At 38.8% G+C, this 16031-nt stretch carries 13 protein-coding genes; 2 read left to right on the top strand and 11 right to left on the bottom strand.

What is annotated here, in order from left to right:
* Positions 1 to 110 precede the first annotated feature (110 nt).
* Positions 111 to 1529, top strand: a complete 1419-nt coding sequence (locus tag LJD61_RS09475) for a hypothetical protein (protein ID WP_255227291.1) — start codon at positions 111 to 113, stop codon at positions 1527 to 1529.
* Between the two features lie 10 nt (positions 1530 to 1539).
* Here the strand turns inward: LJD61_RS09475 and LJD61_RS09470 are convergent, their stop codons facing one another.
* The 10 genes from LJD61_RS09470 to ord form a co-directional block, all read right to left on the bottom strand.
* Positions 1540 to 2859, bottom strand: a complete 1320-nt coding sequence (locus LJD61_RS09470; protein WP_255227412.1) for a replication-associated recombination protein A — start codon at positions 2857 to 2859, stop codon at positions 1540 to 1542.
* Between the two features lie 69 nt (positions 2860 to 2928).
* On the bottom strand, positions 2929 to 3474 hold the full coding sequence (locus LJD61_RS09465; RefSeq protein ID WP_255227290.1) for a LemA family protein: 546 nt from the start codon (positions 3472 to 3474) through the stop codon (positions 2929 to 2931).
* Positions 3475 to 3497: 23 nt separating this feature from the next.
* A complete protein-coding gene (locus tag LJD61_RS09460; protein ID WP_255227289.1) occupies positions 3498 to 5333 on the bottom strand; it encodes a DUF2207 domain-containing protein in 1836 nt (611 codons plus the stop codon).
* A gap of 112 nt (positions 5334 to 5445) precedes the next feature.
* Positions 5446 to 6507: an ornithine racemase Orr gene (orr, locus tag LJD61_RS09455; protein WP_255227288.1), complete on the bottom strand. Its 1062-nt coding sequence runs from the start codon at positions 6505 to 6507 to the stop codon at positions 5446 to 5448.
* A gap of 19 nt (positions 6508 to 6526) precedes the next feature.
* On the bottom strand, positions 6527 to 7882 hold the full coding sequence (locus LJD61_RS09450) for a GlmL-related ornithine degradation protein (protein ID WP_255227287.1): 1356 nt from the start codon (positions 7880 to 7882) through the stop codon (positions 6527 to 6529).
* A 4-nt stretch (positions 7883 to 7886) separates the two neighbouring features.
* On the bottom strand, positions 7887 to 10079 hold the full coding sequence (gene oraE, locus LJD61_RS09445) for a D-ornithine 4,5-aminomutase subunit OraE (RefSeq protein ID WP_255227286.1): 2193 nt from the start codon (positions 10077 to 10079) through the stop codon (positions 7887 to 7889).
* Positions 10079 to 10444, bottom strand: a complete 366-nt coding sequence (locus LJD61_RS09440; RefSeq protein WP_255227285.1) for an ornithine aminomutase subunit alpha — start codon at positions 10442 to 10444, stop codon at positions 10079 to 10081. The genes oraE and LJD61_RS09440 overlap by 1 nt, the downstream gene beginning before the upstream one ends.
* Before the next feature lie 168 nt (positions 10445 to 10612).
* A complete protein-coding gene (ortB, locus tag LJD61_RS09435; protein WP_255227284.1) occupies positions 10613 to 12034 on the bottom strand; it encodes a 2-amino-4-oxopentanoate thiolase subunit OrtB in 1422 nt (473 codons plus the stop codon).
* Positions 12027 to 12332 carry a 2-amino-4-oxopentanoate thiolase subunit OrtA gene (ortA, locus tag LJD61_RS09430; protein WP_255227411.1) on the bottom strand — a complete coding sequence of 102 codons (306 nt, stop codon included), beginning with the start codon at positions 12330 to 12332 and terminating at the stop codon, positions 12027 to 12029. Before ortA ends, ortB begins: the two co-directional genes overlap by 8 nt.
* 61 nt (positions 12333 to 12393) lie before the next feature.
* Positions 12394 to 13443, bottom strand: a complete 1050-nt coding sequence (ord, locus tag LJD61_RS09425) for a 2,4-diaminopentanoate dehydrogenase (RefSeq protein ID WP_255227283.1) — start codon at positions 13441 to 13443, stop codon at positions 12394 to 12396.
* 319 nt (positions 13444 to 13762) lie between these two features.
* Between ord and LJD61_RS09420 the strand changes: the two genes are divergently transcribed.
* Positions 13763 to 14563, top strand: coding sequence for a histidinol-phosphatase HisJ family protein (locus LJD61_RS09420; RefSeq protein WP_255227282.1), 801 nt, complete (start codon positions 13763 to 13765; stop codon positions 14561 to 14563).
* A gap of 6 nt (positions 14564 to 14569) precedes the next feature.
* Here the strand turns inward: LJD61_RS09420 and LJD61_RS09415 are convergent, their stop codons facing one another.
* Complete coding sequence (locus LJD61_RS09415; protein WP_255227281.1) at positions 14570 to 15982, bottom strand: sigma-54 interaction domain-containing protein; 1413 nt, start codon at positions 15980 to 15982, stop codon at positions 14570 to 14572.
* Between the last annotated feature and the right edge of the window lie 49 nt (positions 15983 to 16031).

The raw sequence follows: 16031 nt of genomic DNA, 5'->3' as shown, positions 1-16031 counted from the left end.
TAATATGTAAAGTTCTCTTTTTTGTGTAAAGAATTTGACTTTAATAAGCAACATAAAATTTTAACCAAAACCATATAATTTTGTAGGTTATTAAAAAAGGTGGTAGTAAGATGTTCAACGCTTATGCTTATAGAGTTATTTTAGAAGCTAAAGGAAATAAATTTTTAATTTACTATGATAACTCAGCAATATATTGCAAAGCATTAGATTTTGATGGAGATACAAAAGAAACCATATTAATAGACAGCGTATATGATAGCTTTTTCTGCGCTAAATCTCAGGAGGATGATATATATTTGCTGTGTCAGGGGCGAAACAAGACTTTCTTGCTTTTAACCTTCGACGGTGAAGGATGGAATATGGAAGAACTATCTCTCCGCAAAGACTTTGGGAGCATTATTCCTATGGGACTATTCGCATTGACTGACGGTATACATATCGTATACGCAAAGAAATTATCACTTGATTACTATTATGACTTGTTTCAATTAAGAAGGACAAAGGATGGTTGGGAAAAAAACTTCATATCTGAGATATACCTCAAAGCGATGGAATTTTCAATAGATATTAAATCAACAGGCTTTGATATGCTTCATCTGGTATCAACATTATACGATGGCGAAACCTCATCCTTAAATTATTGCAATTATAATGCAAAGAGCGGAAAATGGATTAAAACTCCTATAATTAATCTAAACCGCAATAACATATATATAAAGATGCTGATTCATGAAAATAACCTGAATTTGTTTTGCTATAGCTTGGATAATAATATGCTTAACTTATTTTATTTCACTAAGCAATTGAGAAGAGAATCTATCTTTTTGCTCATTGATATTATTAAGCTAAATATTGTATCAAAAGATTCATACATGGTCATGGAGCTTAATGATGATATATTGAAAATATGCTATGCTGACAGCGAATATTATTATGAAAACAACTATAATGTATTTTTAAAGCAATGGGAAAAGTATGATCAAATCCCTTTAAACCAGCTTCCTAACTTATATATTGTCAAAGAAATAAAGGATAATTTCGATTTGGGCATAGATTCTAGAGAGACAATATGTTCAATAGATGATAAGCTTGAAATTCTATACCCTTGCAACGAATCCATGGTTATAGAAGAAGACAAATCAAATGACAATATAATTTCCCCTGGCAGAGCTTCTATGATACTGGATCAAATGGATCTGCTGACAGAAAAGGTAGAAATCTTGAATAGAAAAATAAATAAATTAGAAGAAAAAGATACTTATAAGGAAGCAATGCCTAGAAAAGAAAGAATGAATGAAACTTCTCATAAATACAGCGCCCCGACTCTCAAGCAAAGCAACTTTAGAGAAAATTTTATGAAATCAAGTCCTACATCAATAAAGCTTAATCACTCTCCTTTGCTATCTGGGGTTGAATCTGAAAAGCCAATGATTATAGAGGAAAGCAAAGAAAAAAATGAGGTATCCAGCGAAGAATACCCCAATAAACCAAAAGGGTTTATAAGAGCACTCACTGAATGGTTCAAATGATCCATTGAGTCTATTTATTTTTTAAATTCATAAGATGCTTCTTAATATCCTTTTCATAGCCATTATCTGAAGGGGAGTAATATGTAATACCCAATAAATCGTCAGGCATATACTGCTGCTCCACATAATTTTGTTCGAAATTATGCGGATATTTATATCCTATGCCATATCCATGCTTTTCTGCATCTTTAAAAGCGGCATTTCTTAGATGATATGGGACAAGCCCCGTATTTTTATTTGCAACATCTTCTAAAGCTTTATTAATCGCCAGATAGGATGCATTGCTCTTTGGGGCGGTTGCTACATAAATCGCAGCTTGAGCCAGTATTATCCTTCCCTCCGGCATGCCTATCATCTTTACTGCTTCTGCTGCATTCACTGCAACAGTAATTGCCATCGGGTCAGCATTTCCGACATCTTCTGATGCACAAATAATAATTCTCCTGGCAATAAACATGGGATCTTCGCCTGCATATATCATTTTAGCCAGGTAATGTATTGCCGCATCAGGATCGGAACCCCTCATGCTTTTAATAAAAGCAGATATGGTATCGTAATGATTATCGCCCGTTTTATCATAATTCAATGCTTTTTTTTGAATACATTCAGAAATTATATCCTTGTCAAGGATGATCTCATTCTGGGAATTTTTTTCAGTAGAAATTACGGCTAGTTCTAAAGCATTGAGAGCCTGGCGGGCATCTCCGTTTGATAAAGCAGCCAGAAGCTTCAAAGCCTCATCGGTTATTGACGCATTAAAGGCTCCCAATCCTTTTTCCTTGTCCTTTAGACATCTAATAATGATTTCTCCTATCTCTTCTTCCGACAGCGGATTAAGCTTAAAAACAATAGACCTCGATATTAAAGCATTATTTACTTCAAAATATGGGTTTTCTGTAGTTGCACCTATTAGTATCAAAGTCCCGTCTTCAACAAAGGGCAAAAGGGCATCCTGCTGAGCTTTGTTAAAGCGATGTATCTCGTCTATAAACATTATTGTTTTCTGCCCATTCGATGCTCTTCGGCTTTTAGCTTCATCCACAGCTCTTTTTATCTCTTGAATTCCTGAAGACACAGCATTTATTTGCTCAAAATATGCTTTTGTAGTATTTGAAATTATTCTTGCCAGAGTAGTTTTGCCGCTTCCTGTCGGGCCCCACAATATTATTGAAGTGAGCTTATCTGCTTTTATTGCTCTATATAAAAGTTTTCCGGGGGATATGATATCTCGTTGCCCTACAAATTCATCCAAGGATTCAGGCCGCATTCGCACAGCCAAAGGGCCTTCTTTCTTTAGGTCCTCCTTAAACTTGATATCGAATATACTTATTTGATCTTTTTTCATTAGAAATACCAACCTTTCGGACACGCAATGATTAAGGGTCAATTACTGTTCTGCCTAAAACTTGACCTGTACATTATGTCTTTCAATCTCATCTGCCTGAAAATAGGGTTCATCCTTAAAATTGAAGATATTTGCAATCAAGCTATTGGGAAATATTTGCTTAAAATTATTATATAGCATCGCAGTATCATTATAAAACTGTCTTGCATATCCTATTTTATCCTCTACATTTGCCAATTCAGCCTGAAGGTGAACAAAATTCTGGTTTGCCTTCAGGTCAGGATAGCTTTCAGCAAGTGCAAACAGCTTGTTCAACGCGCCTGCTATCTGGTTGTTTGCATTCATGGCATCTTCCGGAGTTTGAGCATTGACATATGTATTTCTTGCCTTTATGACATTTTCTAAGGTTTCCTTTTCATGGGAAGCATAGCCTTTTACCGTTTCTACAAGATTTGGTATCAGATCAAATCTCCTCTTAAGCTGAACATCGATTTGAGACCAGGAATTTTTTACTCTGTTTCTTCTGGTTATAAGTCCATTATAGACAGACATGACTCCACCCAATATAACTGCTAAAATTATGAGTACAATCCATTTCATATTTATTCCTCCTTAAATATCTTTTAAAAGGCGCCTGTTCCGCCACCGCCACCTCCGCCTCCACCACCACCGGAGAATCCTCCGCCACCTCCGCCGGATGATGAGATTTGTGAGACAGCTTGCTTATATGTAGATTCCGTTGCTCTTGTGACTGTGCTTGTTACAGTATTCAGAGCGTCAAAATGATTGAATCCACGGCCATAATATCCATAATACATATAGGTAAGTCCCTTGTTGTTGAAATCTTCTTCTTTGAATATAACCTTTAGCTGTTTTATTACTTCCTTTGCCACTCCTAAAGATATTGCATAAACTAAATAGTGCTCCCAAAGTATTACCGATGGCAGCTCAGCTTTATCCAGCATGCTGAAATGGGTGAGAAATCTCTTGAACGCCTTCCACATTTGAAACTGAAGCACACCGTATTTGGATCTTCTTTTTACAGTTATTGAGTATATCATAAGCGTCAAAGAAGTTAATAATAAAGCCGCAAAGCCCAGTATATTTTTGTGAGCTATTATTGTATATATTGCCAGAACAAAGCCTAATAATGAAGCAATTATCCCCAGCACCATACCTTGAACTGATGTTTTATCAAAGAAATTAAAAGCCTCTGCTTCTTGTTTGATATGCTCAAACCAAGCATCATAATCAGATTTGAAATTCTGGGCTCCGGTTTCACTCTTTGCATAGTTCTCGATATCATCTAAGGATACCCTATTGCTGCTTCCTATATTATGGAATATCCAATCGATAAAAAAGGCCTCATGCTTTGAAAGCTCGGATGCATCTGTGCTTTCATTTAATATAAAAGCATAATTTATATCATCTGATTTGCTGAATATGCCCTTTTTCTTTGTTGCTTCCATGCTCAGGCTTATATATTTTCTTCTGACTAAATCCATGAGTGTAGCGGTTATATCTCGCGGATTTATTCTCCCAAAATTCCATAATACAGACATTACCGCAGGAGAATAATCAGCGGGCAGCTCCCTGTAATAAGTGCCTTCAAATGCAGTTTTATACTCTTTATCATACTTATAATATATATAAGCTATGAGCAAGAGTTCAATAGCCGCATATAAAAATGTAAAGAAAATAAGCGCCCTGGCTCTCCGCCTTTTTGAATTTGCTTCATCCACCCATCTTTTTTCTTCGCTCACGATCTCATTCAATGCATTTTTATATATAACATTGTGTGAGGCTTCTATCAATGATACCGGGAACAATATTCTTGCTTCAACAAAGTTGTGAGGCAGCAGCTCCCCTACTGACAAAACTACATTTCGGCCATCTTTAATTTCAATGTTTCCAGACAAGGGGCCATGGGCAAATGCTCTTATATCTCTGCTGCTTGCACCTTCAGGCAAGCTTAGATTTATCTTAAAGTCACTGATATATACCTCTGTATCTTCACCCATGAATTTCCAATATAATTCTGCGGTATCGTTATATTTCACCGCAACATTCAGGACCCTGTATTTTATGATGAATTTTTTTATCTCATCCTTTGATTTTGAATAAATCTTTATCCTTAAACCATCAGATTCCTTTAAAATTTCATATGTATTGTTGTTTCCCGTGTGATTTTCTATTATAGGGATCTGACCGTCATATCCGATCATTATTTCAATATTATCTATTCCGCTTGAGCCTGATGTGATCAATTTCCTATAGACCCCATTGAATTCACCTTTGAAATCATATGTTATGGTCTCTTGAACATCCATTGATCCATCTGGATTAAGCTGTGCTTCTGCATGAAATACATCTATTGAATAATTCCTATCGGCTTCCGCTATTGATGTGCCTGAACCTAGAACTAATACTACAATTAAAAACAAAACCAGTTTCTTCAAAAATTCACCCCCTTTAGCTTACATATCTATAATATATAACTATATTCATATTATTATCAATAGTTTTAAAAAAAATGGAGCGTATTTCATACACGCCCCATCAATCAATAAATTATTCTATTACTTTTTCTATATAATCAGAGGTTGATGCCAAGAGCAGAGCTCCATAATCCAATGTGAATTCGACAATGTCGCCTATGGAGTAGTCCCTGCCACTGTCGGTTACGTCTATTATCATATGATCGCTGCTGGCTCCTAAAATGATTATTGCATCATCTTTAGGGCTAAGACCTTCAGGTTTTAAATCCTGCCTGCCTGCAGCCAGTATGGCTCTTTTTCTTATTCCTCTGTCAACATAGGTAGGTTTGTTTCCGAATGCATCCACGCCTATTTCTCCTACAGGCACTGATTGCTTTTCCTTGAGTTCAATTATCTCAGCACAAAAAGTAAAGCAATCGCTGAAGGTTCCTTTTATCCTGTTTCCATAAGCTGTCTCATTGCCTAAAACAATGGATTCTCCGAGCCTGAGATTGTTAATCCTTCTAGGCATTGCTCCTTCTTCCAGAAGGTATAAACTGCTTGAGTTGCCCCCGGATATGATGGAAAGCTTTATGCCAAACCTTTGCTCTATGCGATCAGCTATATCTGTCAGCTTTGATAAATTATCGGCCTTAGGGATTACAGCACCATAACAAGTCAGATTAGTTCCTATGCCCATAAGCCTTATGCCATTCAATGCCAAAATTCTGCCTGCATATTCCACAGCCTCATCTGCCCATACCCCTTCTCTTAGATCACCAAGATCTACCATGAGTATAATATCATGAGTCTTCCCTTTCTTTATCGCAGCATTTGATAAAGCACTTATAACCTCATGCTCAGAGTTAAGGCTGATATCAGCATAATCTATTACCTCATCCACTTGGGACAGCATAGGTATTCTGAGCAGCATTTTAGGCAGATTGATATTCCTCATTTTCATTAAATTTTCTATTCTTGAATCCGCTAAATATGCTGCACCGCCTCTGGCCATTGCTTCAGCAACTTCCGGGATTCCGCAAAAAACTTTTGTAACCGCTGAAACGCCGATTCCATAATGCGCGCATTTTTCAACCAAGAATCTCGTGTTGTTCTCTAATTTTGCCAAATCAATCTTTAAAGCAGGATAACGCATTTCTATCCTCCCTATTATATTATTTTATATTAAGACTATTTTTCATAAGCTTCAAAGCGTCTTCAGGATATTTCTTAGACAATACTCCCAATGAAGCAAAAATATAATGGTTATCAATAAGTACCTGTGCATCATTACCAGGATAAAGCTCAAGACCTCTGCCGTCATCTGCAGCAGATTTTAATATTTCTACTCTATTAGGCAGCCGGGTCAAAGCTCCGCCCGTTCCTATAATATATTTTATATTTGTCAAGTCTTTGCCTTCTGCAATGGTCTTTTTGCCTGTAGGTCCGTATATATATCTAAGAGTTCCTGCATGCCTTTCCAAGGCTGTCAATACTGCTTCTTTTGTAAGCCTTTCAATAAACCTTTTCTCTTCTTCTGTTTCAGGTATCGGTTTTGCATTTTCAATGAGCTCTTCTACATTGGAAAACTCATCTTCTAATTCTTCCAAGCCTATTTTTTCTACTATATGATTAATATTTACAAATACTCCCAAATCTCCTTCCACAGTTCTCTTTGCATAGGGTTCGGGACTTATGAGCATTTTATTGATTTCTTCAGAGCCTTCCGTAACAGAATGGACATCAGTAGTGGCTCCGCCTACGTCAAATATTACCAAATCCCCCAGCTCGTCTTTCAACAGCTTGGCTGCTTCCATAACAGCTCCCGGAGTTGGAATAATAGGTCCGGTAACCATTTCTCGCACCGTACTCATACCCGGAGCATGAATTATATGCTCTTCAAACACATCCTGGATCACTTTTCTCGTAGGCTCAACATTCAATATATCAACCTTGGGATATACATTATCTACTAAATATAGCTTAACCCCCGCATCCTCGCATATCTCAGCTGCCTCTTCCTGGTTTTCTATATTACCTGCATATATGATTGGTATATCCAAGCCCAAAGAAACTAGTTGCTCCATATTGTACAAAGCTGTTTCTCTTTCTCCGTAATCAACGCCGCCGGCTATAAGTATTATATTGGGGTTTATATCCTTTACTTTTTTGAGATCCGTTCTTCTCAGCTTGCCTGAAGTGACCATTTTGATGATGCCTCCGGCTCCCAGAGCAGCTTCCTTTGCAGCTCTGACAGTCATGTCATAGACGAGCCCATGCACAGTCATCCTTAAGCCGCCTGCAGCACTGCTGGTTGCAAGCATTTCATCATAGATTATATCATGTGCCTTCAAATTATATTTCAAATCATCTATGGCGCCTTTTAATCCGATAGTAACATCCCCTGCCAGTACAGAGGTAGGGGCTTGCCCCTGCCCTAAAAACTCAGGACAGGGGGATCCTATGCCTCTAAAGGCGTTTATTACAGTTGTAGTACTTCCAATTTCAGCAACTAAAACATCGATTTTCATCCTGTTATTTCATTTCCCTTCTCTTTTTTACGAGGAAACTTGCTACATCGATGCCATGGCACCCTCGTCCAAAGCCTGCATCCATGCCGGCTTCAACTGCAATTTCATTAGTTACCTGAGTACCGCCGCATGCGAGTATCACTTTGTCTCTTATACCCTTTTCTATACATAATTCATGAATCTTTCGCATATTCTTTATGTGCACATCATCGTGAGTTATTATAGTGCTGGCCAAAATCGCATCCGCATTTGTTTCTATGGCCGCGTCCACAAGCTTTTCAACGGGACAAGATGTGCCCAAATAAAGATATTTTATACCGAATCCTTCGATACCGCCATGCTTTATATCAAGGGTCTCCTTTAATCCAACCGAGTGTTCGTCCTCGCCTACAGTAGCAGCTACAACAAACATAGGATTCTTCTGTATTTCTTCTCTTATTTCTGCTTCGGATAATACAGGAATCTTTTCAGGGATAACCAATTCATCAATATTTATATCAAATTTTACTTTACCCTTAATCTCTACCAGAGTTCCTTCTGATGGATGCATAACGTTTTTATGGATCACAGTAACATCTTCAAGGCCCATTTTTTCTCCGCATTTAATAGCTGCAAATTCAGCAGTTCTTTCATCCAATGGAAAGAATATGGTCACTGCAACAACGCCATCGGCCCTCCATTCAACTTCCGGTTTAACAATCTTTGTATCATAGTATCTTTCAAGTTCTTCCAATCTAACGTTTACATTATCAAATTCATCCAATTCATCAACGTAAACGATCTTGGAAGGATCTTCAAAGGTGTCGCCGCCTATTGCATCAGAAGCTTTTTTAAAGCCTTCAGGAATTGCATTATATCCATAATGAACGGATACAGGAGCAAAATAGTCCTTATCTCTTTCAAAAATCGCACCTACGCCTATACCGCCGTCGATTTGTCTTGGTATCCCATCGCCGTTTCTCTCAGGATAATATCCGCTGTCTATGAAGAAGCCGTCTTCAACTGATTTGAAGTATCCTCCTACTTCCAATATCTCCTCCATAAATAATACGGCTCTTTCTTTGAGCTCCCTTACATCTTTACCCAGTATCCCGTCCCTATCGATTTTAACCATTTCTTTCAGTCCGTCCATGCCGTCTAATGCCTGCTTTGCCGTACTTATAGCTGCAATGTTATTATAATGCCATGGCACGTTTCTCCCTTCATCAGGAGTTATAGTGGACTGAATATCTGCACCGGTCAATCTGGAAATCATCAGGTTCAGCGTATGGGTTACGGTTGCTTCCCTCGCATCGGATTCCATGTATTTTGTATTTTGCTGGGCTCTCATCTTGTATTCGGTGAAGAAATCCCTTAAAGCAACAGCATAGGGTAAGTCAAGCCTCATACAAGGTGCCGGAGGCGCAGTAGGAGGTACTGTTGACAATGCAATATTCTCAGGCTTTATTCCTACTTTTTGTGAAAAGGCAGAGTTAATAGCATGCTGAACCATAAGCTCAGGCATTACCTTCCAGGCCTTCATGGCTGTGGCGTTGGCATTATGGGCGCCATCGATCTGCAGCATATCTGCCCAGGCCATAATTTTTTTAGCTTCACAAGCATCAACAAAGCTTCTTACCATATTTACATTTCTATAAAGCACGTTATATTGAGGATCCTGGTGGGCACCGTTTATTCCTTCTTCTGCAAACATTACTGCTATGTCCGGGCCTGCAACACCGGAAACATAAGAGTGAAAGTTTATAGGCCTGCCCACTTCATCTTCAATCATATCCAATGCTTTTCTGCTGGCTCTCACCTGTTTCCTGGTTACCATTATGCCGCCGATACCTTGGTTTGTCCCTTCAAGCAAGGAATCGATGTGGGATTGTCCTGCCGTCCTTATGACCATTATATGATCTGCACCGTGCCAAGCGGCCATCCTCATCCTTCTTATATCATCCTCAAATCTGCCCGAAGCAATCTCTGTTGTGATAACGCAATCAGGCTGAGGATCTATATAGCCGAAGCCTCTGCTGCCCGGGAGAGGAACATAATTCTTAAGGCCTTCCGAAGATTCAAGATATTCAAAATCACCGATCTGCCTCTTCTGATCCCTTCCATCACGCCAATGCCAGCCTCTCCTTCTGGGTCTATAGCTTTCTAGATCTTGTAAAAGTTCTTTTATATCTATCTTTTTATTAGGATCAAGCTTCATCAGTTTTTCCCTCCTTCAAAAAGAGCATCAACTTCGTCCCAATACTTGCCCTCAGCCAAAGCTAAGCCCGCTTCCCGTACGGAAATCCCCAGCTTCTTGGAAAGCCTCCATACAACATTGCCGGCGCCTTTACCCATCAAGCCTTTTTTTGTCACACCATCTACTATGGGTTTTACCTCAATGCTGGAAAGCCCCATTCTTAAAAGGATGCTTCTTTCTATTGAAGGAGTAGTGTATTTGTATCCCATATCAAGCATAGGCTCAACTATTTTATTGGCCAGCTCCCAAAATCTTTCTTTCAATTGTTCATCTGTTAAAGCCTTCAAATGTTCTCTTCTCTTTTCATAATCATCCGGTCTTTTCACTTGGCACCCCTCCATTATTAATTAACTACCTGTTGAACGAGACTTCATTCAGAGGGGGATTCAAACCCCACTGAATGTTAGTCGAGTCCATACTGGACTTAGCCGCTCTTGACACCCGCCGCCTACAGAGGCGGAAGTCTTAGAGCAGGTTAGTTCAGTGTTGAACAATTAGGATATCTTTACCCCAAGCTCAGTCAATACAGACAGCACAAATTCCTCATCGCTCTTCGCATCTTTTATGAGGAAATCAAAATCATTCCTGTTTATTTCAGTTTTTCCATAATTGTTTATTGCATTTTTAATATAAGAAGCTTTCGCTTTGCTTAGATCAAAATCTCTTATCTTAATTTTTGACGGTTCATCCGGGAAAACAATGTTTTTGCCCGGTATCTCTTCATCCGGGTCACCAAATAACACTTCAATGCCGTTTTGCTTGGCGAAGCTTATTTGCGGCATAGGATGTTTTCCGGCGCCGGTATACTCAGTTTCCTGAACTACTATTGTTTGATCCTCATCCATTTCCTGAGCAAGGGCAAATGCTGCTGTCAAAGAAGTGTTTCCAGCAGGTCCCCTTTCGATGCCCTCCAACACGGATAATGCTTCTGTAACAAAGAAAACCTCACCTTGCTTTACTATCAGATATCTATCCAGATATCTCAAAGGTCTTGCGGCATTTCTGGGAACATCAGCTCTGTCAGGCCATGTAGCGAACGGAATTCCAAAACCTGTATGGCCGGTTGTAAAGGATTTTCTGTTAAAATCCTTATCCGAGGCCATATGCAAGCCTGATAGATCAACACTTGCTCCAACCACCTCTACCTTATCTGCTCCCGCTTTTATTATGCCTCTTGCAGTTCCTGTTACATTGCCACCGCCTGCATGGGTTATCAATACTTTATCAGGATCCTTCCCCAATTTTTCTCTAAATTGCATAACCAGCTCATATCCTAAAGTCTCCACTCCGGCAATACCAAAAGGAGTATACAAAGAGGCATTGAAATAACCTGTTTCCTCAAGTAAGCGCAAGAAGGTATAGAAAAGCTCGGGCCCCACCGAAAGTTGAACGACTTCTGCTCCATAGGCTTCGCAAACCCTCTGCTTTTCCAGTATTTCCGGCTGGCCTACCATTTTACTGTCATAGCATTCCTGTACTATTATGCATTTCAATCCTGCCATAGCAGCCTGTGAAGCGACAGCCGCACCATAGTTGCCGCTGGTAGCAGCAATTACGCCTTTATAGCCTAATTTTTTGGCATGATACACTGCATTAGCCGCTCTTCTAGCCTTAAAGCTTCCGGACGGGTTGGCTGCTTCATCCTTTATGAATATTCTGGCCCCTTTACCTTTGGGAGCGCATTTCCTTGCCAGAGCTGTAATATTTCTAAGTTCCAGAATCGGTGTGTTGCCTACACCTGTTCCTGATTGTATTCTCTGAATTTCCTCAAGGCTGTATCCCGCTTCCCTCATCATCCTTTCATAATCAAAGGATATACCGCCGGATTCAAATAGACTGTAGTCTATGCCTATAGCTTTTTTCATTATTTCATTTTTTCTGCTCATCACTGCAGAGTACGACATATCTCTATTCATCTTTTCCACCTCCGAAAGCTATTTCCTTTAGCTGCATATCTATCTTAGTCAACTCAGGAACATAGTCTCCAAAGTCATGGATGTATCTGGGATTTACTTTTAGAAGCTCACCCTTTACTTTTCTTCCTGTAACCGTCTGAATCTCAATCTCGTCGCCTATTTTTCCGTCTTCAAGTGCAAAACCTTTTACCCATAACTCCAAAGGAACTTTTTTCGTATCTTCAGGAAGATGCGCTGCTCTTTCTTCAGGTTTTAGCACTATTTGATGAATCTGCACCCAGTCACCTTTTCTCACCATATCCATTGAAATAATCCCCTCCTACTTTTAAATATCCCAGTGCAAATATTTTTGCGGCTTATTATTCCTCTATAAGCTCTCTCATGTCACCCATTATAGCTCTCGGAACCGGCAAATCAATCATAGTTTTTAGGCCCGGTTTAGCATTTATTACATGGGGTATCATGTTGACACACATAGCGATTGTCCCTATCCCTCCGGGAACCTCAGGCTTATTAGCCATATTAATATTTGGTGTTCCTTTTATTATTACATAATCTCCGGTATTTGTACCTTCTGTCTCAGGTTCAATCTGCTGCGGATGATCCATCTCTATTTTCAGTTCTCCATCTACATATCCATAGCCTTTCATTGCGCAGCCTGCAACATAGCCAGGCTGTACTTCGGCATAGGGAGCTTTTCTATGGACATTGGTAACTATAGGTTCCATAGTTTGTTCTACCTTACCGCTTAACTTCCAACCTAAGGCATCGGAAATCATTCTTATTGATTCATTAAACCCTACATGGCCTGCTATCTTTCCGGTTGCTGCTCCTTCTTTGAATTCCTCTACTGTCGTTCCTATTCCTTGCTCATGCATAACAGCAGGACCGAAAGGAGATAAGCTGTTGACTCTTCTTGCAGTGACGTGGTCCACATCTATACATGCTCCTGTCAAGCATACTACAAGCAGGTCCATTATAAGGCCGGGGTTGATTCCTGTACCGAGAACCGTTACACCGTTCTCCTTGGCAATCCTGTCCATCTCTGCAGCCAGTTCTGGCTCCTGGGCTTGCGGATACGCCATTTCTTCAGCACTTGAAACCACATTTATTTTTTTCTCCAAACAATATTTAATTTTATCAAAAGCATTCCTTGTAAAGGAGTCTGTGCACAAAAGCACAACATCTGCTGCCTTTTCTGTGATTACATTTTCATAAGTATCAATTATTACATCAGGCCGGTCTCCTCTTTCGGTTTGAATGAATTCATAGATGCTTTTTCCTATCTTGGCTCCCCTGCCAACAACACCGACGATATCAACGCCTTTCTTTTTGAGAAGCATATCTGCCATACCACCGCCCATAGCACCTAAACCCCATATAATTACCCTTACGTTTTCTTTTTTCATACTTATCCTCCCTATTATAAAATATTATTTTGTCCATAAAATTATTAAGCAATTTTTATGCCAAATAATAGCTAATAATTATTAACTTGAGCAATCCCTATGGGCTTTAATTTGCCTTAAGAGATTCAATACATATAAATTTTAGTAAATATTTTCTCTTCTAAATTTTCAAATAAATCAATTTATGTGCAATAATATTTGCTTACATGCAAATATTATTGCACATAAATTGATTAAAAAGATTTGACCTTTCATAACAATAATCATAAAATATAGCTGTTAACTAATCTGTTAAACTGAACAGCAAAGGAGATTAAAAATGTACGATTTACATCTTCATTCAACATATTCAACCGACTCATATCCATGGGCTACTATGAAAAACATGTGTAACGCGGCAATTTTGAAAGGCTTAAAGGGAATATGCTTTACAGATCACATAGATGTAGATTACCCTGATTGCACGGAGGTTCTGGATTTTGAAAAGTACAGCCGGGAGCTGGATGAGTTGATCTGCGAGTTTGATAAAAGGCTTGAGGTTTATAAGGGCATGGAGCTTGGCCTGCAACCTCATCTGTTTGAAGAAAATATGGCCTTTTCATCTAATCCCGGCATGGATTTTATATTAGGCTCCATTCATGTAGTAGGAAAAAAGGAGCTATATAGGGGTGATTTCCTGCAGGGAAAAACCGATGCAGCCGGGATACTGGCATATTTTGATGATTTAAAAAAATGTATTTCTTCTTTTAACGACTTCGACTCTCTAGGCCATATTGATGTAATTAGAAGGTATTTAAGCAATGGAGAAACAGCTTTTCAATACAATCTTTATAAAGACTTTATTGCAGAAATATTAAGAGACTTGATCAAAAACGGCAAAGGCCTCGAAATAAACACCTCCGGCAAAAGATACGGCTTGTCTTCATTTCATCCATTGACAGAAATACTAAGTCTGTACAAGGATCTTGGAGGAGAGATAATCACTATCGGTTCTGATGCTCATAGACCCGAAGATATAGGCTATGGCTTTGATGAAGTGTGGGATTTGTTAAAATCATTGAACTATAAATATTACTGTATTTTCAAAAAAAGAAAGGCAGCATTCATTAGTATAGAATAGCTTTAGCTATTCTATACTAATATTGTATCTCTTTATCTTATGCTGAAGATTTTGCCTTTTAATGCCCAATTTTTTTGCACTCTTTGTTATATTGTAAGAGCACTCTTTTAATGCATTGTTGATCAGCTCTTTCTCAATGATTTCCAATGTCTCAACCAAGCTTTTTCCGTCATTGCTCAACAATTTATAATTTACTCCTGTTTTCCCTCCTTCAAAGAGTGGTTTCATGTTGTTGGAAAAATGATGAGCCTTTATTATATGATCCTTAGTCACCATATTCATTGCACTTTCTATCAGATTCTCCAGTTCTCTGACATTACCCGGCCAATCATAATGCAAAAAGGCATTTTTTACTTCATTGGAAATATCCCATACATCCTTCTTTAAAACCGTATTGAATTTTTTTATAAAATGCTCAGAAAGAAGAGGTATATCCATCTTTCTTTCTCTCAATGGCGGAATTCTTAAATATATTACATTTAACCTGTAATATAAATCCCTCCTAAGGGCACCTGATGCTACTGCCTTCTCCGGCTCTTCATTGGTTGTGGCAATTATTCTTACATCACAGGGTATATCATTCAATCCGCCCACTCTGCGTATATATCCTTCCTGAAGCACTCTCAGCAGTTTTGCCTGAAGCTGCAAGCCCATTGAGTTAATCTCATCCAATAGCAAGGTTCCTCCGTGAGCCTGCTCGAATAAGCCGGGTCTGTTTATGGCGCCGGTATAGCTGCCTTTGACCGTCCCAAAGAGTATGCCTTCCAATAGAGATTCCGGCAGAGCTGCACAATTCTGAGCTATAAATGGCTTATTGCTTCTGGCGCTGTCATAGTGAATGCTTTGCGCAAAGAGTTCTTTGCCCGTGCCTGTTTCCCCATAAATCAATACGGTAGAAGAAGATTTTGAAGCTGTTTTGGCGAAGGATATAGTGTTCAGAAAATCATCGTCTTCTCCTATAATCGATTTAAAAGTATATCCTTTAATATTTTCTTTCTCAGGGTCTTTCCTGGCTAATACCTGCTGCAAAATTTGAACTTTTTCAGATAACTCTTTAACCTGTGTGATATCCTTTGCAATTTCAACCGCTCCGTATTTCTCAGGTGAGATCTTAAAGGGTATGGTGCTGTTTATTGTATTGATTTGCTTGCCATAATTATTAAGATAGGATTGGCTCTTATTATATATAGGTCTTTTAGATTTCATAACAGTTAGTACGGTGCTGGTATCTTCGCATAGACTGGGAAATATCTCAAGTATATTTTTCCCCATGACCTCATCTATATCCAAGCCCTCCAGCTCGCCCATTATTTTATTATAAAAAATAGTTTTACCTTCACTGTTAACAACATGAATGCCTGCATCTATATTTCCAATTATGGTTTCCAATATAGATTTATACAGCATATTTAAAGCCATTTACAACACCCCATAATAATAGAAGTAGGATAATCCTACTTCTATTATA

Source organism: Lutispora saccharofermentans (assembly GCF_024363565.1).
Lineage (GTDB): Bacteria > Bacillota > Clostridia > Lutisporales > Lutisporaceae > Lutispora > Lutispora saccharofermentans.
The sequence above is the reverse complement of the archived record's forward strand: the minus strand, read 5'-3'. Positions and strand labels throughout refer to the sequence as shown.